Source organism: Pedobacter psychrotolerans, assembly GCF_004340665.1.
GTDB lineage: Bacteria > Bacteroidota > Bacteroidia > Sphingobacteriales > Sphingobacteriaceae > Pedobacter > Pedobacter psychrotolerans.
The window spans coordinates 477,385-499,744 of sequence record NZ_SLWO01000003.1 but is presented as its reverse complement, the minus strand read 5'-3'; the positions used below and the strand labels follow the sequence as shown (position 1 = coordinate 499,744).

22 protein-coding genes and 1 pseudogene are annotated in these 22,360 nt (G+C 38.0%); 16 read left to right on the top strand and 7 right to left on the bottom strand.

Features of this window, described 5'->3' with window-relative positions:
- Positions 1–139 precede the first annotated feature (139 nt).
- The 3 genes from EV200_RS09530 (at position 140) to EV200_RS09525 (ending at position 1,609) form a co-directional block, all read left to right on the top strand.
- Positions 140–628 (top strand): DUF4385 domain-containing protein, encoded by a 489-nt coding sequence (locus tag EV200_RS09530; protein ID WP_132531601.1) that lies wholly within the window; start codon positions 140–142, stop codon positions 626–628.
- A 129-nt stretch (positions 629–757) separates the two neighbouring features.
- The gene (locus EV200_RS21755; RefSeq protein WP_165877903.1) at positions 758–901 is read left to right on the top strand and encodes a hypothetical protein; all 144 of its coding nucleotides are present in this window, start codon (positions 758–760) and stop codon (positions 899–901) included.
- Positions 902–910: 9 nt separating this feature from the next.
- Positions 911–1,609: a type 1 glutamine amidotransferase domain-containing protein gene (locus EV200_RS09525; RefSeq protein ID WP_165877902.1), complete on the top strand. Its 699-nt coding sequence runs from the start codon at positions 911–913 to the stop codon at positions 1,607–1,609.
- 455 nt (positions 1,610–2,064) lie between these two features.
- On the opposite strand, the gene EV200_RS09520 is transcribed toward EV200_RS09525, so the two are convergent.
- The 4 genes from EV200_RS09520 to EV200_RS09510 all read right to left on the bottom strand — a co-directional run bounded on the left by EV200_RS09520 (position 2,065) and on the right by EV200_RS09510 (position 5,256).
- Complete coding sequence (locus EV200_RS09520; protein ID WP_132531598.1) at positions 2,065–2,586, bottom strand: hypothetical protein; 522 nt, start codon at positions 2,584–2,586, stop codon at positions 2,065–2,067.
- Positions 2,587–2,591: 5 nt separating this feature from the next.
- On the bottom strand, positions 2,592–2,723 hold the full coding sequence (locus EV200_RS22085) for a hypothetical protein (protein ID WP_262707927.1): 132 nt from the start codon (positions 2,721–2,723) through the stop codon (positions 2,592–2,594).
- On the bottom strand, positions 2,711–3,481 hold the full coding sequence (locus EV200_RS09515; protein ID WP_132531595.1) for a glycoside hydrolase family 11 protein: 771 nt from the start codon (positions 3,479–3,481) through the stop codon (positions 2,711–2,713). The genes EV200_RS22085 and EV200_RS09515 overlap by 13 nt, the downstream gene beginning before the upstream one ends.
- Positions 3,482–4,029: 548 nt before the next feature.
- A complete protein-coding gene (locus EV200_RS09510) occupies positions 4,030–5,256 on the bottom strand; it encodes a hypothetical protein (protein WP_132531592.1) in 1,227 nt (408 codons plus the stop codon).
- A gap of 365 nt (positions 5,257–5,621) precedes the next feature.
- On the opposite strand from EV200_RS09510, the gene EV200_RS09505 reads away from it, so the two are divergent.
- From EV200_RS09505 to EV200_RS09470, 9 genes are all read left to right on the top strand, one after another.
- Positions 5,622–5,801, top strand: coding sequence for a hypothetical protein (locus tag EV200_RS09505; protein WP_132531589.1), 180 nt, complete (start codon positions 5,622–5,624; stop codon positions 5,799–5,801).
- Positions 5,802–5,948: 147 nt separating this feature from the next.
- Entirely contained in the window at positions 5,949–7,622 is a 1,674-nt protein-coding gene (locus tag EV200_RS09500; RefSeq protein ID WP_229676817.1) for a tetratricopeptide repeat-containing sensor histidine kinase, read from the top strand.
- A gap of 10 nt (positions 7,623–7,632) precedes the next feature.
- On the top strand, positions 7,633–8,298 hold the full coding sequence (locus EV200_RS09495; protein WP_132531586.1) for a DNA-binding transcriptional response regulator: 666 nt from the start codon (positions 7,633–7,635) through the stop codon (positions 8,296–8,298).
- 307 nt (positions 8,299–8,605) lie between these two features.
- Positions 8,606–8,812, top strand: coding sequence for a hypothetical protein (locus tag EV200_RS09490; protein ID WP_132531583.1), 207 nt, complete (start codon positions 8,606–8,608; stop codon positions 8,810–8,812).
- A 415-nt stretch (positions 8,813–9,227) separates the two neighbouring features.
- Complete coding sequence (locus EV200_RS22200) at positions 9,228–9,416, top strand: DUF6232 family protein (RefSeq protein WP_373287850.1); 189 nt, start codon at positions 9,228–9,230, stop codon at positions 9,414–9,416.
- 46 nt (positions 9,417–9,462) lie between these two features.
- On the top strand, positions 9,463–9,855 hold the full coding sequence (locus EV200_RS09485; RefSeq protein ID WP_132531580.1) for a DUF6804 family protein: 393 nt from the start codon (positions 9,463–9,465) through the stop codon (positions 9,853–9,855).
- 21 nt (positions 9,856–9,876) lie between these two features.
- Positions 9,877–11,205, top strand: coding sequence for a beta-carotene 15,15'-monooxygenase (locus EV200_RS09480; RefSeq protein WP_132531577.1), 1,329 nt, complete (start codon positions 9,877–9,879; stop codon positions 11,203–11,205).
- A gap of 10 nt (positions 11,206–11,215) precedes the next feature.
- Positions 11,216–12,076, top strand: coding sequence for a hypothetical protein (locus tag EV200_RS09475; protein WP_132531574.1), 861 nt, complete (start codon positions 11,216–11,218; stop codon positions 12,074–12,076).
- Between the two features lie 88 nt (positions 12,077–12,164).
- A complete protein-coding gene (locus tag EV200_RS09470) occupies positions 12,165–12,374 on the top strand; it encodes a hypothetical protein (protein ID WP_132531571.1) in 210 nt (69 codons plus the stop codon).
- 807 nt (positions 12,375–13,181) lie between these two features.
- On the opposite strand, the gene EV200_RS09465 is transcribed toward EV200_RS09470, so the two are convergent.
- Positions 13,182–14,765: a hypothetical protein gene (locus tag EV200_RS09465; RefSeq protein WP_132531568.1), complete on the bottom strand. Its 1,584-nt coding sequence runs from the start codon at positions 14,763–14,765 to the stop codon at positions 13,182–13,184.
- Positions 14,766–15,255: 490 nt separating this feature from the next.
- Between EV200_RS09465 and EV200_RS22195 the strand changes: the two are divergent.
- From EV200_RS22195 to EV200_RS09445, 3 genes and pseudogenes are all read left to right on the top strand, one after another.
- Positions 15,256–15,608, top strand: a pseudogene (locus EV200_RS22195) (serine hydrolase domain-containing protein).
- A gap of 979 nt (positions 15,609–16,587) precedes the next feature.
- Entirely contained in the window at positions 16,588–17,472 is an 885-nt protein-coding gene (locus EV200_RS09450) for a hypothetical protein (protein ID WP_132531562.1), read from the top strand.
- A gap of 6 nt (positions 17,473–17,478) precedes the next feature.
- On the top strand, positions 17,479–17,994 hold the full coding sequence (locus EV200_RS09445; RefSeq protein ID WP_132531559.1) for a hypothetical protein: 516 nt from the start codon (positions 17,479–17,481) through the stop codon (positions 17,992–17,994).
- 68 nt (positions 17,995–18,062) lie between these two features.
- Here EV200_RS09445 and EV200_RS09440 read toward each other — a convergent pair whose 3' ends face one another.
- Entirely contained in the window at positions 18,063–19,817 is a 1,755-nt protein-coding gene (locus EV200_RS09440) for a hypothetical protein (protein WP_132531556.1), read from the bottom strand.
- 270 nt (positions 19,818–20,087) lie between these two features.
- Here EV200_RS09440 and EV200_RS09435 point away from each other — a divergent pair, with 270 nt between their 5' ends.
- Positions 20,088–21,116 carry a hypothetical protein gene (locus EV200_RS09435; RefSeq protein ID WP_132531553.1) on the top strand — a complete coding sequence of 343 codons (1,029 nt, stop codon included), beginning with the start codon at positions 20,088–20,090 and terminating at the stop codon, positions 21,114–21,116.
- A 142-nt stretch (positions 21,117–21,258) separates the two neighbouring features.
- Here EV200_RS09435 and EV200_RS09430 read toward each other — a convergent pair whose 3' ends face one another.
- Positions 21,259–22,119, bottom strand: coding sequence for a DUF5677 domain-containing protein (locus EV200_RS09430; protein ID WP_132531550.1), 861 nt, complete (start codon positions 22,117–22,119; stop codon positions 21,259–21,261).
- Positions 22,120–22,360 lie beyond the last annotated feature (241 nt).

Here is a 22,360-nt window from a genome sequence, read left to right as displayed (position 1 = left end):
ACATCAGGATGATCAATAACCTTATCCGCTTTTAGTTAGCCTTCACCCGTTTTCCAAACCTATTTCTTGTCTGGCTGTTATCATACAGCGTGATAAGCCATCTGTAACTGCTTATCTGCATTTTGCCAACCTCCAAGATATGAGCACAACTGACCAGCCATCTTACCTTAACTTTGACCAAGACCATTATCCCTGGAAGCCTGACATCAATTACCGTAAACACCCTGAAAAGTACAAAGTAGGTAAAGGCGAACAAGGTGTGCTGATTTGTGAGCCTTATAAATCAGAAATCGGTCAGCATTGGCGCTTCAAAACACCTGAAATCGCCACCTCTAGCAGCGAAAAGATCATGGCGCTTTTCTATACCTACCTTAAACATGGAGAATTTGTTGGTGCAGATATGGCTAGAAAATATCTTCAAATGGGATACACCAGGGCCAGACGTTATGCCAATTATAAAGGCGGACGAAAATATGATAAGGAAAAAGAATATGCACCGCTTGACCGCGGCACGGGCGATCCGCAAAAAGCAGCATCTGCAGCAATATTTTACCAATGCTGGAAAAAGGCTGAAGCCGATCCCCTATACCTAAAACATAAGCTGGCCTGGAAAAATACGTATGGATAACATCAGCCATAAAACCTTTAATTGTGCACAAGCTTATCTACAAACCCATCACCCGCAAAATTAATCTTTTTAATATTCCTGCAACCATTCCCCATCAGCCGTGTTATGATTGAAACTAAAATGCATAACATGAAAGATCCCAAAGAACAAGAGGAGAAAGCACTAGCTGAAAATGTTAATCCAGAAGTGAAACCTCATGAAGACTCGAATTGGAATGAACATCAGCAAATAGATGAGGAAGGCAATGAGCTTGATCCGGAGGATATTAAATAAAACAGCTTTATGAAAAAAATATTGATGGTACTAACCTCGCACAGCGAGATGGAAAATACAGATCATAAAACAGGCGTGTGGCTTGGTGAATTTACTGATCCTTACTATGAATTTATTGATGCCGGTTATGAGCTAACGCTGGCCAGCCCTAAAGGTGGCAGACCTCCTGTTGACCCCATGAGTGAGCTAACAGAAAACGTCACCGGATCTAACCGCAGGTACCAGGATGATGAGGTGGCTAAAGCAGCTTTCTCGCACACTACGGTATTGAATCAGATCCATTCGGCTGATTATGATGCGGTATTTTATCCTGGTGGCCACGGCCCAATCTGGGATTTAGCTGTTGATAACAATAGCGGAATTTTAATCCTTGATTTTCTTGATTCGGGCAAACCGGTGGCAGCCGTATGCCATGGCCCCGCAGCGTTACTTAACGTGGAGCATCAAAGACCAGGTTTTTTAAAGGATAAAACGATTGCTGCTTTTAGCGACACCGAAGAAACTATGGTAGGCCGGAGTGGTAATGTGCCTTATCTGCTGCAAAGTAAACTGGAATCGCTTGGTGCTACCGTAAAAACGGCACTGGTACCCTTCCTTTCTCATATAGAAACCGATGGGCTGCTTATTACGGGTCAAAACCCACTATCTGCAGGACCAGCGGCAAAAGCATTGATTGAGTTATTGGAGCAGACTACAGGAGCGCTATAATCTGTTCATTAATTCTTTTTTGTTTTATTTCCCTGAACCAAATTAGGTCATCAGTTTGGATTACTATGGGCTATAACATTGAATCGCACATAGTTTACCTCCGGTTGAAAGCACAAGCGTTAGCAAATCGTAAACAGAAACCGGATCTGCAGTACTACAATAGATGAACAGAATTAAACACAATTCTTCAGCATCAATATGGTATTGTATTTCCGGTATCTAAAGATCTAAGAGCAGAAGCTGAATAGAAATGATGTAATGGTTTAATGAAAGAGATAAACCATCTGTTAACTTCAACAAAAACTATGGGATAAATCACCGATACAAGATGGATCAAAAGATTGTTTTAATTCAGGACGTAGCAGATGTAAATAGCAATTCCAAAGACAATGGAACAGGCACGAATGCGACTCATACCGCCGAACAGAAAGTTATACAAGACCGTTAAATATCTTTTACTTATTTAATCTATTCTTTAACAGTTCTTCGTAGGCAGGCCCCTCAGGCTTTTCCATACCGTCAGAAATTTTTATTCCTGCTTTCTCAAACTCACGGATTAATCTTTTATCAAAATCTGCAATGTATGAGGCAAATTTTAAAGAATCCTTTTGTTCAGGGATGGTTTCAAAAGGAATATTCGGTGCTTTAAACCTGTGTAAAACCGCTTCCGTACTGTCATTGCCTCGCATCAGTACAGAGTCACCATAGTTTGTAATCATAGCTACATATGGTTTGGTTAGATACCTTAGGGAATCATTATCCATTTTATAAGCAAGCTTGAACCGGCCAACTTTCTGGTTATAGAAAACGACATATTGTGAATCGATATCAAATTCGCTATATCCGTTTGCCATAGAAAACCTATACCATTTCCCGATGAGTGATTTTTTATTTCCATCGATGTTTTTAGGCTTTGATGAATTACAGGCAGAAAGGGCAAAAATGAAAAAAGCTAAAAAATAAAGTATGGATCTCATGATAACTAATTGTTAAATAACATTAAAAGATTTTTAATCCAGGTAAATTGATCAGAAAGCACCTGAAGTACATCCTGCCCGGCTATTGCCAGGCAGGATGTAGTTGTGATAGCATTAAATACTGTTACTGTGCCCAAATGGTACAGTTAATATTGCCATTGGTATTGGTGCCCCATGTTTCCGAAACCATAATGGCTGGAATATTAAGCTGACCAAGTGTATAGCCGTAACTTTTCCATTTGTTGTAGTGGTTGGCAAAAGTAATCACACGATTTTGTCCGGGAGCAGCTTTTGTAACCCTTGAACTGTAAATCTGTCTGAAGCCGTCACCGCCATCAATATTTTTACCTGTCATCCAGCGGGTCCATACGTTATAAGCTGTACCATCGCTATCAAAAGTACCCAGGAAAGTACCACTGTGAGGTGAAACTGCACCCCAGGTTTCATTCACGTAGTACTCATAAAAAGGGCTTCTGCTCCATCCATACCAGCCAAAAGTACCACCTCCAGAGTTAGAATAAGCGCTAAGGTTATACCCGATCTTATAGTTTGCTGAGCCTACTGAATAACCTTTACCGCAGGTAAAATTACCATTAAAGCCGTTCCAGTTTACGCTGTAATTTCCAGCGGCACCATTTGCATAGTTAACGGTACCTGTAGCACCATCACTCTTCCAGAGCGACCAAAAGAAACCATTATGTGTACCCGATTGGTAAGATTCCGTGACTGCTTTATCAGAAGGAGGTGTGGTAGCAGTTACTGCAACGGCTTCGGGTTCCATCTTTGCATCTTTTTTACAGCCTGTTAACCATGCTGTGCTGGCAAGCATAAAGGTTGCAGCAGCGACAAGAGTAACCTTCCGGCTTACTCTTGTTAGTGAGTTTTGTTTTTTCATAATAAAATTATATTGGTTAGAGAAGCAAAAAAAGTCTATTTATCACGGAAACAATACTACAAATCATCAAATTTATAATACAAATGTTCATACAATAGATATTTAATTTAATTTACGACATCGTAGTATTGATAAGCATAAAATATATACTTTATACTATGTATACTGATGCCTCTTTCCTCTATAAGCTATACTTTGCTTTTGGCTGGTAGTTCTTTACAAGAATCTTGATGCTTTATTTCCTATCATTTTTTTATACCCTGGAAAACTAAAGCTGATTTTTCATAAACCAAGTTGAAAATCGTCGTTTATGATGTTATCAAAAGTGGTTTTTTCATCCGCATTTGCTCAAATTTAAATATTCGCAGTTAAAAAATGACGCACCTAAGCAATCCTTTGCCTTTCCTCTAGCAGCATGCCAATTGGGTTTCTTTGGCAAATTAATTCCAGCGCATGCTATTGCTCAAACTTGTTAGCCATAATTCAAATAGTAAAATTCATGTCGCATAAGCACAATATAAAATGCGCTAAACCATTTCTATAATTAATTACATGGCCAAAGAGCCTTCGGTTTGTTCAATTATGGGTTCTTCCTCTAATGGCAATACTGCTTCCGAATCCTGCTGCTCAGACTCATCTTTTGTTATGACTTCTTTCTCTAGCTTACTCACTGCAAAACCGCAAACGCCTATAAAAAAAGCGGCGCACACAAACCATACTAAACGGGTAAGCATATACCTGTAATTAGAAGTGTACTTGGTTAAGATGGTGCTTGAAAGTGGTTTGAGTACTCTTTGCGTATCTTGAGGATACGCACCGCTATCGGTAAAAAATTCATGATTTTTTACAAATCCTTTATACCACACCTTACCCAACGAATAGCTGGTTAGGGTATCTGTTAGGTTAATCTTCCTTTGACGCTGTAACTTTTTAAGATTTAATGGAATTATTGTAGCATTTGCAATTTGTGTATCGCATTTTACCGGCTCGTAATGATCTTCATTCCAGTACATACATCCCTCGCCTTTACTTGGCATTTTAACAGTTGTCGCGCTACGTTCCCAAACCGCAAAAGAAGTAGTTCCAATAAATAGTAAAAGGATACAGGAAATGGTGATATAGCGAGGGGAGAAGAGACGGACATATTCTGTTTTAATATAATCGACTTTAGTGGTTTCTTCTTCTATTATCTCAATAGGTTGCTCCGTAACGCCTATATCAGTTGTTCCAACGGGTTGTTTTACTTCTTCAATTATGTCCTCCTGTTTATTTTCTCCTTTGTCTTTATTTGGTTTTTCATTTTTAGGATTCTGCTTTCCGTCATCATTTCCTCCTGTTATCGTAGTAAGTGTTTCATCTATTTTAACACCAGCTATATCGATAACCTCTTCTATATCTAATGGCTTTTCCTTATAAAAACTTGTGTAATAAGATGTACTTGGTCTAGGTTGGAAATCTATTAACCATGCCAAAAGTTCAGCATACCTTAGCCCATAATTCGGTACACTTCCTTTTAAAATTTTTGGCATTTGTTTAAATTTTTCTGCTAAAGAATTCTCAATAACAGTAAGATATCCTTTTTCCTTATCTACTCCTTTGAAAAATTGTTTGAAGATCTCGTCGTCTTTAGGATTACGTTCTCTTTCTCGATAAATAATTAAACATTCTTCGCGTACATTTCCAGGAGTTGGATCCAATAAATTTGACGAAAGACTGCCTTCTCTCTTTTTCTTTTGATAGGCATCAAATACAACTTTTCTATACTCTTCGGGCATTTTTCAAAAATTTAGTCGTAAAAATAAGACGGAATTTCCGGAATTTTTACGGTTAACCGGAATTCTAACGGAATGACAGGAACGAACGGAATCTTTTGATAACTAGCGATTTGAAGCCCCCATATTTGTATCGTTGATCAGCACAGGTGGCGATTCATTATCAAAGCTAAAATAAAAAACTGATTAATAAAAGAGTAGAAATCGCGGTCGTTATTAGCCGGTTTGGGAAGCAGTTATTAGCTCCCGCGACAGACACTCATCACTTCCCAAAAATTTCAGAAGGCCTTCTGATTTACAGTTTGTAGCAACCCCCACGCATGGGGCGTGGGGAACTACGTGTACATCACTTTTTAAATTTTTGAATCATGTTTTTACCATATTTTATTGCTCTTTTCTTAGGATTTGTAAGTCCTTCAAATACATCATGCACCGGCGGAACATCTACTACCGTAAATGTAACTAATAGTGAAGATGGGGATCCTGGTGATCAGCCTCCAGGCGACGATACTGGTGGTGAAGGTGGCCAGATCAAAATACCAAAATAATAACAGCACAATAAGGCGGCAATGTGCCGCCTTATTTTTAATTTTAATATGCTAAAATATTCAGACAATTGGCGCTAACAATTTTAAAAACACGGCAATAGGTGCATTCCAGAGTAAATTTCTTTAATTTAGATTAAAATCTAAAAAGTGAAGCGCCTTAATATTACCATCATCTCCATCCTGCTCCTGTTCTCTTGCTCAGAGAAAAGCCCCAATGTAAAAGTCAAAACGAAAGAAAATAACCCGATTTACGATAAGGCATTTCAATACGCAGAAGAGCATAAAACCGATAGTGCTTTCTTCTATTTCGATAAAGCGAAAGATTTGTTTCTTCAGCAGGAAGATAGTTTGGGCGTTGCCAAGTGCCTTTTAAATATGGCCATGATCTCAACCGATAATGGCGATTATTTTGGTGGACAAGAACTATCAGTCAATGCCTCCCCATATTTTGATAAAAGGATACCAAAGCAGCACATCTTTATCAAGGCGAACCTTAATAACCTCGGCCTTGCCTACGAAAATTTAAAAGACTATAACCAGGCCATTGTATTTTATACGGAAGCTTTAAATTACACTACAGGTGTTAATGCAGAAGCCATTCTCAAAAATAATATCGCCAATATCTACAGAAAAAGAAAAGCTTATCAAAAAGCAATAGTGATCTATCAAGATATTTTAAATCAATCAATCGATAGTGAAACCTTTGCAAAGGTACTATCCAACCTTGCCCTAAGCAAATGGCTTCAAAATCCAGGTTACAATGCAGCCCCCGAATTATTAAAAGCATTGGCCATAAGAAAGAAAAATAATCTCCTATTAGAACTTAATGCCAGTTATGCCCACCTTGCCGATTATTATACGAATAGCAAACCCGATTCTGCTTTATTCTATGCAAATAAGAGATATCAGGTGGCTCAGGTGATCAACCGGGTTGACGATCGATTGGAGGGCTTGCAAAAACTGATCAGGATTAGTCCGCCTTCTGCAACCAAACAATATTTTCAAAGCTATCAAAATCTTAGCGATAGCATACAAACTGTACGTAGCGCTGCCAAGAATCAATTTGCAGTGATCCGCTATAATTCAGAAAAGAACAAAGCCGATTTTCTAAAAGCCCAGGCAGAGAATATTGAAAAACAAAAAGATATACTTTTAAGAAATATAGGTATTCTCACTTTGGTTATATGTTTAATATTAGGCTATATTTTTTACCAAAGAAGACAAAAGAGTTTAAGACAGGAAAAAGAAATAGAGGTTAAAAAAACTGAACTTAAATATGTTAAAAAAGTTCATGATGGGGTTGCCAATGGTTTATATCGGATTATGAACAAACTCGATAATCAAGAAGCCTTAAAAGACAACCCTATTATTAACGAAATAGAGGAACTATACGAGCAATCGCGTGATATTTCTTATGAAAGGCCTAGATTGAAAAATCAATCATTTAACGAAAAAATATCTGAAACATTAAAATCCTTTGCTTCCGAAAATACAAAGGTAATATTAGTCGGGAATTCTGCTCCATTGTGGGAAAAAGTTTCCGAACAGGCCAAAGACGAAATAGCGCACATCCTTCAGGAGTTGATGGTAAACATGGGCAAGCACAGCCAGGCCAGCGATGTGGTGATCAAATTTGAACAGGTGCAGCAAAAAATAAACATTTATTATACCGATAACGGCATTGGCATTGTAGGTAAGCCACAACCAAAAAATGGCTTAACAAATACGGGTTCCCGTATTGATGCCATTGGTGGTACAATTACCTTTGATACTAAAATTGAAAAGGGGCTTAAAATCCAAATCTCTTTTCCGGTTTCCTAATTGTATTAATATGTTTAAAAGAATACTTATTGCCGAAGATCAAGAAACACAAAATATTTCGCTGCAAAAAACATTGAAGGATTTGGGCGCAGAAAAACCCGAATATGTTTATTATTGCGATGATGCGCTTACCTGGATAAAAAATGCGGTCAAAACAGATCAACCTTACGATCTGTTGATTACCGATCTTTATTTTGAAGAAGATCATAACCAGCAAAAAATTGCCGGGGGTGCCGAACTCATCAAGGCGGCAAAAGAGATTCAGCCCAATTTAAAGACACTGGTATTTTCTGGAGAAAGTAAAACGGCAGTTATCGATATGCTATTTAATGAAATGAATATTGATGGCTATGTACGAAAAGCCCGCCACGATGGCCAATACCTCAAGCTGGCCATCAATGCCATCAATAATCATAAAAAATACCTTTCGCCCGATTTAAAACTGGCCAGAAAAGAAAATAATTCACACGATTTTACTGATCTGGATATTGCCATTATCTCTCAACTGGTGGAAGGTACCCCTCAAAAAAACATTCCTTATTACCTGCAGGAAAACAATATTAAACCATCTGGCCTCAGCAGCATCGAAAAACGCCTTAACCTGATGAAGGAAGTGCTTGGTTTTTCTAAAAATGAACAACTGATCGCTTATTGTAAAGACATGGGGATTATTTGATTAGTCCTGAGTCTTCAATCTATAGTCATCAGTCAATTGATCTGCGCTTAAAATCCCCGCTTGAGTAACCTTCATTTCGAGCGGAGTGCAACGCAGTCGAGAACCACAAGGTACTCAGCGAAGCAAATCTGCATTGATAGATCTCTCCATTTCGCTGCGCTACAGTCGAGATGACGACTCCTTTTATTAGTTCTGCCGCCGGTATTCTCATTTTCTCAATCGCATTATTAGTAGTTTCTCCTTTTACGGTTTCCCTTTAGAAAAAGACTTATCGTCTCTTTAGGTTTATAGTCTAAAATAATTTAAAATGAAAAAATATTATGTAAACAAAAATGCCCAAAGTAATGGCGATCATGAGGTTCATGATGAAAATTGTACTTACTTACCTTCCAGTGATAACAGAAAGTATTTGGGCGAATTTTCTTCATGTAAGGGTGCGGTAACAGAAGCGAAAAAAATTTACAGCAAATCAAACGGTTGCAGAACATGTGCTATAGACTGCCACACCACGTAAAACTGATATAGCTTTTAAGTGCTTAAAAATTGCAGGATTGTTTCATATTCATTTAAGAAGATGGAGCAATCCTTTTTTAGTGTTTATATTCCAAATGAAAAGACATAATTGTCTATAAATCAAACTGTATCTTTTCTTAAATAGTTTATCATTTTACGGTTTTCCGTAAGGTTTAGGGCTTGGCCTTGTATACTTTTGATCTATAAATTTAAACCCTCTTATAAACTAAACATGGAAACAACATTACAAAAAGAAGTAACATTTTATCAAGATGTAAATGTTACACAATCAAGGTATGTAACCAACTCAAAAACATATGCAATGCGGAACATATCTTCTGTTCATATTTTTGAAATTATAAAAAGTAAAACTCCACCTATTATATTGATCATATTAGGTATCCTGATGCTTTACCGTGGATTTAAGGGTTTTTGGTCTTATTCCTATAGCAATAGGTATTTTAATATTAGCCCTTATTAAAAATGAATTCACGGTAAGGATCAGTACAAATGCCGGCGAAGTAAATAGTATCATGTCAAAAGACAGATTGTATGTTCAGAGCATTGTAAATGCACTTAATGATGCGATTGTTTACAGAGGTTAAAGCAATTAATGAACCAGCGATCTTAACGGCTCCAAATTTTTACGCCATGAAACCATTCCTAATCCTTTGCTCAATCTGCTGTTTCATCGCTATATTGAAGTTGCCCATCGAATATTATACCTTCCTTAGAACCATTGTTTCATTAGGAGCGGCACTGCTCATTTATAGCTGGATCAAGCAAAAAAACTATTCCTTAGCCATCATTTTTGTTCTCGTACTCATCCTTTTTAATCCCCTATTCCCCATTTACCTGCATAGAAAAAGCATCTGGATTCCACTTGATATCATCACCGGACTGCTGTTTTTACTTATTGTCTTTTATCATCAAAAAGAACCTGAAAAAAAAGAGGAAAAAGCGGCTGAGATTTTAGCTAAGCAAAAAACATACTCTCGAGATCGGATTATTTCGGCAAAAAAAAATACAATAATCACATCATAAATCAACCCAAAACTTAATGTTATGATTTCCCAAATAGAAGATTTGTTGCGACCAAAAGTGGCTAACGTGGCGCAGGACGAAAATGTAGAGGTTAAAAAGCCGGCTACCGAATCAGAGGAGGAAGTAAGAAAAAGAACTTACCACGAAGCCGGCTTTAGGGACGGATCTCGAAACAGTGGTAGCCCTCTGGTACTTTCGATCTGTTTAAATGCCATTTATGCCAGGTTTCAAAATGAAGAAGAGGAGCTGGTAGAAAAACAGCAACTGGCAAAAGAGCCCTATATCAATGAACAGAAAACTAAAGAAACTGAAATAAAAACATTGGTCATCAGTAAAGAAAGTAAAGAACAGCAGATTATCAAGGTAGAAACCGATATCAGGGCCGTTAAAGATCATATAGAAGAGCTAAAGTTCGAAATTAACGATCTAGCGAGAAATCCCGAAAAACACCACATTAGTGCTTCAAAAGGGGCTTCAAGCAAATTTTGGATCGGTTTAATCATCCTTATCCCTTTAAGCTTATATCTATTTACCTTTTATATTTCTACCTCTTATTCTGCCTTTTTTAAACCATTTGATGCCAATAGCACCATCATCATGAATGTACTCGATTCGAAAGCTTTTGAAAAAGCCTGGCACGATGGATCGCTTGAAGGTGCTTTTGTAACTTTTATTCCTTTTGTGTTTTTAGGACTGGGTTATTTGATCCATATGTTTGGAGAGGTTAAAAGTGTTGGGAATTACATTAAAATTGGCCTGCTCTTAATTATTACTTTTATTTTCGATGCCATTCTGGCTTATCAGATCGAGGAAAAGATTTATGATCTAACCAAAACATTAGATACACCTGAATTTAATATCCCTATTGCCTTTGGCAAAATCCAATTTTGGGGAATCATCTTTGCTGGCTTTGTGGTATACCTCATCTGGGGAGTAGTATTTGATTTTATCATGAAAGAACACCGTGAGAAAGACAAAGTCAAACACGAACAGTTGCGGAGAAAAAAAGACATCCAGATCCATCAGGATAGGATAACCGATATTGAAATCCAAAAAGCGAAATTGATTGAAGAACTTAATGAAATTAAGAAAAGCTCACTTGAAGCACAGGGACGTGTAGTCACATTACAAGGCATAATCGATGCGGTGATTATTCCCACTAAAGAGTATGTGCTTTATGCCTCTGAGTACATGAAAGGCTGGATTACGTTTGTAAGTGAAAAGCTCCATATCTCAATGCATGAAAAAATTGTTCTTCAAACTGAATGTATTGCCTGTTACAACGAAAACCTTAAAAGTGTAGGGGCCAGCGAAGATTCGCAAAATTCTGTTTATGTAACTACTTTGTAAATCCATGATCATGAAACAGAAATTATTACAAACCTTATTGGTGCTGTTTATTACAGCCGCTTTTGCAAAAGAAACGAAGGCACAACCTGTTACCCAGAACCTTAATATCAGCTTTTTACTTGATTTGTCAGATCGGATTGATCCTAAAAAGAATCCTGGAATTTACCAACGCGATCTTCAATATATTAAATCAGTACAAAAGGCCTTTGTTAATCATGTAAGGGGCAAAAAGATGCTTCTTTTAAAAGATCAGATGCAGGTTTTCTTTAATCCCTTGCCCAATATCCCCAATATCAATGAGCTAAGTGAACAATTAAAAGTAGATTTTAATCCCAAAACCAGTAAAAAGAATTTCCTGATTATAGATAAGATTTATACCGATAACTCTGCTAAAATCTACCAGAGCGCCATTAAAGACCATAATTATGTTGGCTCCGATATTTGGAAGTTTTTTAAAAACAATGTTCGCGAATATTGCATCAAACCCCAGCATCGGAATATTTTAGTGATATTAACGGATGGCTATATGTACTATAAAGACAGCAAAATTGAAGAAGCCGGTAAAAGTTCTTACATCACTTCGCAATTTCTGAATTTACAAAAGCTCACAACTGCAAGCTACCAAAGCATTATGAAGCAAAAGAATCTTGGTTTTATTGCCTTCCCTTATAATTTAAAAGAACTTGAAATTATAGTGTTAGGCATTAATCCTTCAGCTAAAAACCCATACGAAGAAGATGTAATTAAACAATATTGGACAGATTGGTTTAAAGCGATGAAGGTAAAGAAATTCGAATTAAGGACAACTGATTTAGCTGCTAATTTGGACCCTGTAATTAAAGATTTTATTCAAGGAAGCCATAAACAATGAGCTAACTTATAACTATTTATTATTTTAGTAAGCTCTTCATTAACAGAGAAACTAACCCCCCATAACTTTTCATCAATCATCCCTCAACATGAAAACACTCTCCCTGCTCATCTTCATCTTTGCCAATATTACCTGCAAAGAAACCACAACTGTATACATCTGTAACAGTCCCAAGGCCAAGAAATACCATAATAACTCAAAATGCCGCGGTTTAAGTAATTGTACTTATAGGGTGGTTACCATTGATCTCGAAAAAGCCAAAAAAGATGGCAAAACACTATGCGGCTGGGAAAAGTGAACCTGTTGCTGTTGTACATTTAAGATGGCGATACTTTGGCGGTTTTATATCACGATCATCCCATTAAAATCCAGTTCTCACCTATTGATTGCCTTGAGAAAAGATGCTTAAAGCCATTTGGCAAAAGCCAAGTAAGCCTGTCCAATTTATAGTTTCGGACAGATATACAGAACCAAAAATACAACCGCTACAGAAGATACTTACGGTGGTTATTAAACATAAAAGCTGGTAATCAATCAAGAAATGATTAAACAGGGCATGGCCTGGCATTTTAAAATACTCTAAAGATTTACTTTATGAAATGAATTCGTTTAACACATGAAAAATCAGCTAAGTACAACCAGCTACAAAATATTAAGAAAATTAAAAAACAACTTCTGCAAACAGTTTAGCAACAACAACACATACCATTTACCCTAATTCTATTACAGATACCAAGAAAATTCACCCTAATTCTGTGACAACATGTAGTTTTGAATTAAAGTTTGCCAAATTTTAGATAGGATAATATTTACAGAATTAGCAACATTTCATTGAGTTGAACCTGTAAATCCGCTAGATCACCTTTGAACAGCGCAATTCCACATCCCTTAACTCAACATATCTTCTTTCGAAGTATTTATGTCCCATTCATTAATGGTATTTGAGATTTCTCGGAAGGCCTCTAATTTATCCACGTTAGCATCGTGAATTTCATATCCAAATTTAAAGGGATTAGTTGAATAATAAAGCCCGTAGCAACTTTGATAGATGATACGGGCTAATTTTAGCTTTAATGCTATTCAAAATACAATATTGAATATTTAGCTAGTATTGCTTGACTGGTTTCGCCAAAAAGGTCTTAATAATTGTTGTTCTTGCAGCACTACTATTATTTGGAACGACATCAAATGATATCCTTACGTATAAATTAGCTGGTGCTTCAAATGTTTTAAGTGAGGTAACAAAAGAAATATAAGAGAAATCTGTATAAGCGATAGTTGATTCATCCAGGTATTCTTTATTACCTACAACCTCAGATGGTTGACGGCTTCCGGTTGGGCTTAGTAACACCACTTCTTTTTTTAAATTCTGAATAGTTGCACCATTAGCGTTTCCATTGATAACTGCGGGATTAAATACAACATTAAATGATGCTTGATCGAGTCCGTAACTGTATATGTAAGTATTCATTTTGCCGGGCACATCTGATGGCTCCTCAACCGGAGGGATAACCTTATAAATTTTTACAGTAGGCGTGTTACTGATATTAAAAACACCTAGCGAAGCCGGATAGTTAGGGATATAATCTGGAGCTATATTTTCTAAACCTTGAGTATTTGAAATGAATACCACAGGGTTAAACATTCCCTCCGGGCTTTGAGTGATACTACCATTGAGATTGATTTGCGTATTCAGCTTTAAATTTACTTTTTGTTCACTAAATCCAGGGTCATTACTTCCTCCTTTAATAGCGCCAAGTACGGCATTAAAAATACTCTTACCGCCACTTTTACTTTCTCCCTTAGCAGCTTCCTCTACCCCTGTTTTTACATCTGCTAATTTGAAAGGCCCTAAATCTTTAGAGAAAAAATTCCCTAATGCCTTAGAACCCACAGCTAAAATACCCAATTGGCCAACACCAACAGATATCGCACCTTTTAAAAGTGTTCCAAAAAGACCACTACCTGTTGGATTTGGAGTCTGGATGGTGCCATCAATCGACCCTTTTTGAGTGCCATTAAGTGTGATTTGGCTTACAGAAGTAGAGTACATGCTCCATCTCAACTGATTTGCTACGTAGCTTGTACTGGAAAGCATTTGGTCATAAGCCAATTCAAACTCTTCCGCATACCATGTCCCACTTTGAACAATTTTTTCATTTTGTACCTTGGTAGATACGGTATTAAGTTGGTCAAAATTGACCAATTCACCTTGTTCAAAATTAAGAATACTGGAGGTATTGGTGGTGCCTCTTAAATCAAGTTGAAAGGTAACCACATCAGTAGAGGCACCAGATTTCGGAACCATGTAGTAATATAACCGCATAAGCCCCCTATATCGATTATAGATAATGAAAAAAGGATCATTTGCTTTCCTTGCCGTAGTAAAAGTATTATAATATAATTCCCACCCATCAGATCCTCTGTAATCATCAAGATATTGAATGGGAAATGATCTTCCTGTTCCTCCGGCCCATGGAGCAGGAACAGTTTCAGTTGGTCCAAAAGGAAATGCCGACAGTTGATCAAATGCCAGGTTAGGCGACGGTAGCCCCATAACCTTATTGGGATTGGCAAAATTTTCGGTATTGTTCTTGTTGTCAGCCAATTCAGACTTTGAACACGAATTAAAAAGTAATGAAATAATAGTGGTTAGCCCGATTAGGCTTCGTAATAAAGTTTGTTTCATAATGTATATTTAAGTATAATAAGCCGTTATAAATTAAGATTAATGCAGCCTGCATTATTTAGAAGAATACAAAGATTGCCTGTGTATAGAACGAATATTTCTGCCTGGATTTATGTAATCCATAGCTATCAAATAAGGAATAAAGCTATCTTCTTCGACATAGGTTGAGGTGAAATTATTTTAATTGATAAAGTATTAAACATTTAAGTTGATTGACTTGAGGTTTGCGAAGGTAGAAAATGTAATTATAAAAAACAAAGTAATGTCTGTTTTAAATAATAATCATTTATACTTTATATGACAATACTTAAGTGACATCCTATGTCACAGAATACTGCTAATTATCTTTAAATGACCATTAAGAATGATCAAAACCGCTAGGCTAAGTTTCGCAAGACTGAAATTAAGTACGACCATTACCCAAAATCATATCTCTAAATTATTTGTTACACAACATCTTGTAAATAATGCTTCAGCGTAATCTTATTCTATCAAAAAACTGGTAGAAAATTATACTAATGAATACCAATTCAATGGATCAGTCCTAATTCAAAAAGACTCAAAGGTGATTTACCGCAAAAGTTTTGGTGTGGCAGAACGTGATTTCAATTCGCCGATTACCAATGATACCAAATACCAGGTTTTCTCTTTATCAAAACCTTTAAAGCAGTTTTAATACTCCAGCTTGTTGAACAAGGAAAAATTGATCTACAAAACAAGACAATCGATCATTTGTCTAATAATAAAGAGAAGGGAGGATCGAAAGTTTTAATTCATCAACTGCTAAATTATACATCGGGCATGAAAAACACGGATACCGCAAAAGATGAAAGTTTTCTCTAATATGATGACTCAATTTACTCCAACAATAAGTTCATACTGAGTTTTAAAAAAACAATATTCATAATTTCACCTTAAGTAAAAGACTATTTAGGTATTCGCAAAATTTATTTATTGTTACAATCTCAATTCGATAATTTCTTCACCAAATTGTACGTTTCGCGGAAGATATGGCCACTAATACAGAAAACCAAATGCTGCTTTATGCTTTATTCATCCTTTACTTGAGCTAAAAATATTTATCGGGCGATACGATTAATTGCAAACCTCCTGGTCCTAATTAATTATTAATTTAAAAGCGCTTTTTTTGCATTTGATTATTTACTTTCAATACGAAAACAACACTTTAGCCAATTACCCTAAATAGGCTATAAAATATCTTTACATCACATGCAAGAAACTGAAACAAGCTATGAACAACAATTCGCTGAATGGCTTAATTCTAAAAAGCGAACTCAACTTTACTCGCCTATTTCTAGCCCCATTGAACAAAAGAAGTGTTCCCGACGAAACCAGAACAAGTTTTATCTAAATAACTTTCTGACTATCAAATACTTGCAAAACACTATTTCGACTCACTAACTTTAAAGATGACCGTTTTTGAGCTCAAATGTTTTCATTCAAATTTACGAAATGAATTGAATTTTTACAACAAGATATATTTATCAATTTTTGGAAAAAAGTATAAACTTGAAAGAATGGCCTACCAAAAGCATTAGGTGCCACTCTGATTATTTATCTACGCTTTTCTGATGAACCAGCTCGACATTCGCGTGAGCTACTTCAACCCCCTATCCGCATCGGCAAAGATGCTCTTCTTACTCTAGGCCGCCTATAAGTTCTTACTAATGGGCCCGTTTGCTCAAATAAGGCAGAGAACATGTATCCCCGGCTAACTGAAAGGTACTATCCCGTTTCCAAGGAATCGATTAATATGATTTCACAAATTTTCGTTACCTTGTAGCTCATCTAAATAACACTCATGTCAAAGACCAGAAAAGTATCATTCAGTTCAGTGTACAAAAGAAAATGGCTGACCTCCGAGGATAGCGTATTCTCCGAGATTGATGAAGTCATCACATTTGTCAAAAAGTTAAGCAAAAAAGAAAGACAGTTTGAAATGAAAGAAGACAAATTTTGCCTACTTCAAACTGCCACCACCAAAAAAGATAATGACGGTCATGCGATTATCTCAGGGCTATTTAAAAGTGCCCGCCATACCTTCCGCCCGAATTTAATTGACAAGGAGACAGGCGAGGAGCGGTTGAGCCCGAAAAGGCTTTCTGAGGGTGACGTTGAAAAAACACATTTTGCCTTCAAACTCACTCCCGCTGAACTGTTTCTGGTTGTCGAAATCAACGGCCATGGTCTCACAGTGAATCAGATCATTGAGTATATCAACGCCTTCACAAAAAAACACCTCAATGCCCAGGGCAAGCGGAAAGGGTTCAGCGTGAAGCTATTAAAACTCGGAAGAAAGGATTTCCTGGCACAGATACAGTCAATGAAAAGGATTAAAACGGCACGTATTTTCTTTGATAAAAAGTTATTGGGTAGCAACTGCCTAAATTTCTCCAATCGTACAACTAACCTTCAAAGAGACCTGGAATTGACCGTCAAAGCGCAGCAGCGGGAAGATATTAGCGAAACAGCAATTGATTTTTGGAACAGTTTCTCCTCCAAGAAAAACGACTCCATATCAAAAGTCCGCATCGAGGGACGTGATGAAAATGACACTGAGGTTGCCTTGGATACCTCTTTTATGGAAATGGTTGACAGCATCGATGTTTCCGTCAATGGTGTTACCGGGGAAGTAGAGTCAAAGGAAATGCTTCGGGCACTACAGGCGTTTACTAAAAATTTATAACCGATTATGTGGGTATTGGTTCTCATTGAAAATTTCAAAACCACCAGCAGGACATCCCTGGTGGTTAATTTCTTGCTTTCACTGCTGGTCTGTGCCGGGCTGCTCTATTTTCCCTCATGCGGGGATTTACCAAAATTGATAGACCAGTTCGTCAACAATACCATCAGTGTGCTGAGCCTGCTTGTTGGCTTTACTGTGGCGATGTTTACTTTGCTCATTACCGCCTCCAACCCCAATATTGATGAAATCAAGAAACTCAATACCGACTTTATGCTGTACAGCGAACAAGTCAGTATTTTCAAAATGCTGTTGATCAGGACCGCTTACATCATCCTGATCGAAAGTATATTACTATTGTTCAATCTTATCTATCCCTTTGTTTTCCAGGCCGGAAGCATGACCGGAAAAATCTTTTTCAGCCTGGATACATTTATGCTCACACACATCATCCTGGCAAACATCGGGAGCATCGTCGATTTGTATTTTGTGCTGACAAAAAAAAATGACCCAGCCAGCCGATAGCTCAAGCCACACACCGCTAAGAACAAACTATCTTCCAGGAAATGACCAATGAAGCTATCCCCGAACGATCAAAATCCAGGAAATATTTTCCTGACCTTTGACAGAATACTCAAAGGCGTGCCTGACCGCTTGATCTGTTTTATCCGCCTGTCCAGAAACAGTGAAAAGGGGATCATGTAACGTTCCTGGAAAATGGTAATATGATTAGGCGACCTCGCCGGATCCAGCGGCATTTTAGTCCTGCGGGCATAGTGGCTGATGATCGACCCCAGACCAACTTTGTTCTTGTTGATCTTATCCTGGAAATAAAGCAACGTACCCACATCAATAATCACGACAGGCTTGATTTTGTAGCGCTGCTTAGCACTGAGGCCCACTTCAATGCAAGCTTCCTTGAACCAGTGGGCTAAAATCTGATTGAGTCCCAATATGTTGAAAGCCTCTGAATGCACAACCACCACAGGATAGATAAAACGGCACTTTGAAGGACTGAACATGAACTTTCCGTAACCTCCTTCAATCATTTTTTTTACATTCCTGGCAAGTTGAAGTACCGCTTTATCTGCAGTTCCGTCCTTATAAAATTTTTTCCGGAATTCATCATACATTTCGGGAATAAAAAGCCTGGCTTTAACCTCCTTTTTAATCAAAATATCTTTTGATTCGAAGATAAAAACGCTTTGTTTATGGAAAGCAATATAGTCTGAAGCACCGAAACCACGATCTATCATTTCCATTTCCAAACCCTGCTTTTTGAACGGTGATTGCTCGAAGATTTTATCGAGCACTGCATAAAATAGCGTATTTTCAGAAAAACTACTAGTGTAGAAGACCGTCCTGAATTTGGTATCACTCATTATGCCAAGGGTAGCATTGATCTCACGTAACTCGAAATAAAGTGCCCTGAAGATCTTTTCAACAAAGAAGCGCCTGGCGAGAATCTGATATTTATTTTCACATTGCCTATGGATGGGATGGTTGCGCAAGTAAAGAAAATCTTCACTGATGACGGCCATTTCAATGTCAACAGAAACCTGGTCCAGGATTTTCAGGCAAGTGGGGTAAAAAGGAAGCTGCGGGTCAATTTCAACCAGCGTGTTACCTGAATGGTTTGCTGTGTCAAAACCAATGGCACTCATGCCAGCGATTGCCTTAAGATAATCTGTCCAATGTAAACAATCATATTTAGCCAAAAAGGTATCCAGGATCGGCTTGGCTAGCACATGCGTTTCAAGGAGTCCAAAAAGCATGGTTGCTTTACCGATTTCGGTGATGAAGAGCTCCTGAGCATTTCTGTCGAGCAAATCTGCATATTGGAATGCCTTGTTCATTGAAAGCCAGTAAACGGCCTCCCGGGGATGGCTCTTTTGAAAATCCTCAAAGCCGTTTTTCGAACTGTTTAAACCCTGGTTGATCACCAGATAAGCATCCAACAAATTAATTTCCATTTGCTCATTCGTAGGTTTAATCAGACTTACCGGAGTATTATCTTTCAAGTAAAGCAGTAAGAATTCTATAAATGCCAAGGTCGAATGCTGGTTGAAAACTACAAGTTCGGCTCCTTCAAACACCTTTCGCGAAGAAATTTCTTCAATTTTGTCGTCATAACCCCGGAAGGCATTGAGATTGGAAGCTGAAAACCACCTTGCTAGAAAAGCGCGGAGCCCAGCTGTTGAACCATATTCTTTCTCTCCACGGTTTAGCAGATCAATTAACCCGAATGCAAACTCCTTGTCAACACCTTTAAAAAGTTCCGTGGGCATTCCCTGAAAGCTTTTCCGGTGAAAGTCATAATAAGATAGCACTATTTTTTGATTTAGCATATAATGGTTTGAATGGTCAGGAATCGAATTACTAATTAAAAAAAATAATGGGCGGCTTGAATTTTATCGACGCTTCCCATCAATAATTGGAGAAGAACTGATAATGAATCAAAATGGATAAGCAAAAAGGATAGTTTAGTTTCCAAAACCACCATGGCAAAATAGTAAAAAGATTTTGGTCCTGCCACCTGCATTTCGCAGGATTTTATTCTCATGCTAAAAATCTGAGATAATGGGATTTTTTCGAATATTTTGGCTGAAATTTGCGACATGGAAGTAAAATTTACATTGTCATCGGATAATGGAGGCTACTATCTCGATGAACCGGTATTTGCCACATTCAAGGATTTTGAGAGAAGTCCCAGAATGCCAGTTGAAAAGTCAGCCGAGTATGCCCAAAAAACAACAGATTACCTTTCCTGGTTTGTGCGCTATGCCGAAGCTGTTTTGAAAGGCAAGATCTTTTTAGATGAAACCATTGTTGAACAACTGTTCGTAACCAGAAAATTGACTCAAACTGAATTTAAGCAATTCCTGCGCTGTTACCAATTCGTAGCGAAAGATTATGTAACCTATCTGCTTAAGCAAATCAACAAAGACAGCATACCCAGATATCAGCATGCGATATCAGAATTAAATGTCGATTTGGAGTGGCTTATTGTCCACATAGAACGGCTCATCCGGCGCAAGGTGGATAAAGTATACCTGCTTAGCGGCAGAAGGGCAGATTTGAGTCCCACCGATATCTATTCCGCGGCACGGGAACTTTTCTTCATTGAGGAAACTGTAAAAACGGAGGAACTTTACTTACGGGACTTAAAACCTGTGGTGATGTTTCAAATCCGGCAAATCCTAGAGATTTTCGGTAAAGACCTGCTGGGCTATCATGACATTGAGGATGCTGTAGGAAACCCGGTCAAAAAATTCAGCCAAATCGCCTGGAAATTCATCGCTTACGAATGTCGTAAAACAGATTCAAGAATATCATTGCCCTTCAAGGTTTCGAGCATTTCAAAAATAAATGCATGGGCAAACAGCTTCGTGCATACGACTTACATCTACAGCAGTGTTATCCAATACTTTGCGCTGAAATACATAGCGGTTATCTTCAATGGTTCAGGAAAAAGCATCAAAACCTATGATGGAAAGCTAAAAAGCAAATTGGATATTTCGGACATAAAGATCGAAAACTATAACGCATTAAAATCTGATTTTGAAAATTTCCTTGATTCGGGCAAAGTATTTGTTGTCAATTGGATGCATCCAGACCGCACCGGCGCCTACATCATTTCATTATAATATGTGGAGTGCCAAATGCTGGCTTCGCTAAAAATACAAACCCAGCCAGCAAGAGTATGGAGAGATTTTTATCGCAATGCAACTTTTAGCTCAAGTAAATTTTCCAACTTGTGACTGACGATGACCGATTTGCCTTGTAGGTTTACCTGAACTTATCATACATCTTATCATCGAAGGGAACTTTATGATACTGCTCCATAAGTTCGTTAAGTTCGGAAAGGGAAGAACCGAGTTCCAAGAAATAATCAGGAGACACCTTTAGGTACTGGGTGGTATAGATAGCAGTCAAGAGGCAATAGGAAAAGCAGTCGCTTAGCAGCCTCACATAGTGAGCTGCATGTACGGCCAACTCTTCCTCCGCAGTTCGGGACCTTCGCTCCTGGATAAGTGAAATCCCCATCTCATCGCCATGGGCCAGGTGGCTGGACATGCGGTAAGAGTGGGTGAGGAATTCGAATACCTCCATGGGGGTACCCTTATTTTTCTGCGACAGGAAATTCACGATCCCGCTGAAGGACCATTTTTGTTCAAGTTTGGTCCGCTCAGCCTTTGGCCATTTTGTCCTCAGTCGGCTCACTTCCTCCTCGGATAGCACAAGCGGGGAATAGGCCAGGCGGTGAACCTCGCTTTCTGCGGTATGCCTCAGGTTTTTTTTTGCCTGTTCGTGAAGTTTAACACTGTAAACTTCCGATAGGCCATTCCAGAATTCATCGAGCAAACCGGGACGTTCAGACTCACTGGCATCAGCAAGAAACACAAACTTAACCAACGTCTCCAACGCCGAACGGACAATAATATCTGCATCCCACAACACCTCTTCGTTAATCAGGACCGTAACGGCATTGATCCGCTCAATCACGTATTCTATCATGGGATACACCCCGCTCAAGGCATCATAATTTTCTTTGATGAGCCCGAAAAGTTCAATATTACAGGAATTGATTGCTGTGTAGTAAGCCTGCGTGAAGGTGATTTTATCTTCTTGCCAGTTTAATTTTTCCATCCAGTGAATTTAGTAAATACCTTTGGCAAAGGTATGCTTTACCCAGAATTCATTGCCATGATTACGGGAAACCGTATTTCTGTGCAGACATGCATCAATATCTTTGGAGTCTCAACTCACCTTGGGAAATTTCCACTAATGGTTTCTTTTTCTATGAATACTTATTATATTAGCCAAATGACGCTCCATCAAATTACATTCCGGCCCACCGACCATAGAAACTTTAACCAGTCAGGGCTCG

What these genes read in the sequence shown, in the direction of transcription:
- EV200_RS09465 (WP_132531568.1), bottom strand. Translation starts at nt 14,765, where the DNA reads ATGAAACAAACTTTATTACGAAGCCTAATCGGGCTAACCACTATTATT.
- EV200_RS09515 (WP_132531595.1), bottom strand. Translation starts at nt 3,481, where the DNA reads ATGAAAAAACAAAACTCACTAACAAGAGTAAGCCGGAAGGTTACTCTT.
- EV200_RS09450 (WP_132531562.1), top strand. Translation starts at nt 16,588, where the DNA reads ATGTCAAAGACCAGAAAAGTATCATTCAGTTCAGTGTACAAAAGAAAA.
- EV200_RS09480 (WP_132531577.1), top strand. Translation starts at nt 9,877, where the DNA reads ATGATTTCCCAAATAGAAGATTTGTTGCGACCAAAAGTGGCTAACGTG.
- EV200_RS09495 (WP_132531586.1), top strand. Translation starts at nt 7,633, where the DNA reads ATGTTTAAAAGAATACTTATTGCCGAAGATCAAGAAACACAAAATATT.
- EV200_RS09430 (WP_132531550.1), bottom strand. Translation starts at nt 22,119, where the DNA reads ATGGAAAAATTAAACTGGCAAGAAGATAAAATCACCTTCACGCAGGCT.
- EV200_RS09475 (WP_132531574.1), top strand. Translation starts at nt 11,216, where the DNA reads ATGAAACAGAAATTATTACAAACCTTATTGGTGCTGTTTATTACAGCC.
- EV200_RS09485 (WP_132531580.1), top strand. Translation starts at nt 9,463, where the DNA reads ATGAAACCATTCCTAATCCTTTGCTCAATCTGCTGTTTCATCGCTATA.
- EV200_RS21755 (WP_165877903.1), top strand. Translation starts at nt 758, where the DNA reads ATGAAAGATCCCAAAGAACAAGAGGAGAAAGCACTAGCTGAAAATGTT.
- EV200_RS09530 (WP_132531601.1), top strand. Translation starts at nt 140, where the DNA reads ATGAGCACAACTGACCAGCCATCTTACCTTAACTTTGACCAAGACCAT.
- EV200_RS09520 (WP_132531598.1), bottom strand. Translation starts at nt 2,586, where the DNA reads ATGAGATCCATACTTTATTTTTTAGCTTTTTTCATTTTTGCCCTTTCT.
- EV200_RS09505 (WP_132531589.1), top strand. Translation starts at nt 5,622, where the DNA reads ATGTTTTTACCATATTTTATTGCTCTTTTCTTAGGATTTGTAAGTCCT.
- EV200_RS09445 (WP_132531559.1), top strand. Translation starts at nt 17,479, where the DNA reads ATGTGGGTATTGGTTCTCATTGAAAATTTCAAAACCACCAGCAGGACA.
- EV200_RS09510 (WP_132531592.1), bottom strand. Translation starts at nt 5,256, where the DNA reads ATGCCCGAAGAGTATAGAAAAGTTGTATTTGATGCCTATCAAAAGAAA.
- EV200_RS09525 (WP_165877902.1), top strand. Translation starts at nt 911, where the DNA reads ATGAAAAAAATATTGATGGTACTAACCTCGCACAGCGAGATGGAAAAT.
- EV200_RS09440 (WP_132531556.1), bottom strand. Translation starts at nt 19,817, where the DNA reads ATGCTAAATCAAAAAATAGTGCTATCTTATTATGACTTTCACCGGAAA.
- EV200_RS09435 (WP_132531553.1), top strand. Translation starts at nt 20,088, where the DNA reads ATGGAAGTAAAATTTACATTGTCATCGGATAATGGAGGCTACTATCTC.
- EV200_RS09490 (WP_132531583.1), top strand. Translation starts at nt 8,606, where the DNA reads ATGAAAAAATATTATGTAAACAAAAATGCCCAAAGTAATGGCGATCAT.
- EV200_RS09470 (WP_132531571.1), top strand. Translation starts at nt 12,165, where the DNA reads ATGAAAACACTCTCCCTGCTCATCTTCATCTTTGCCAATATTACCTGC.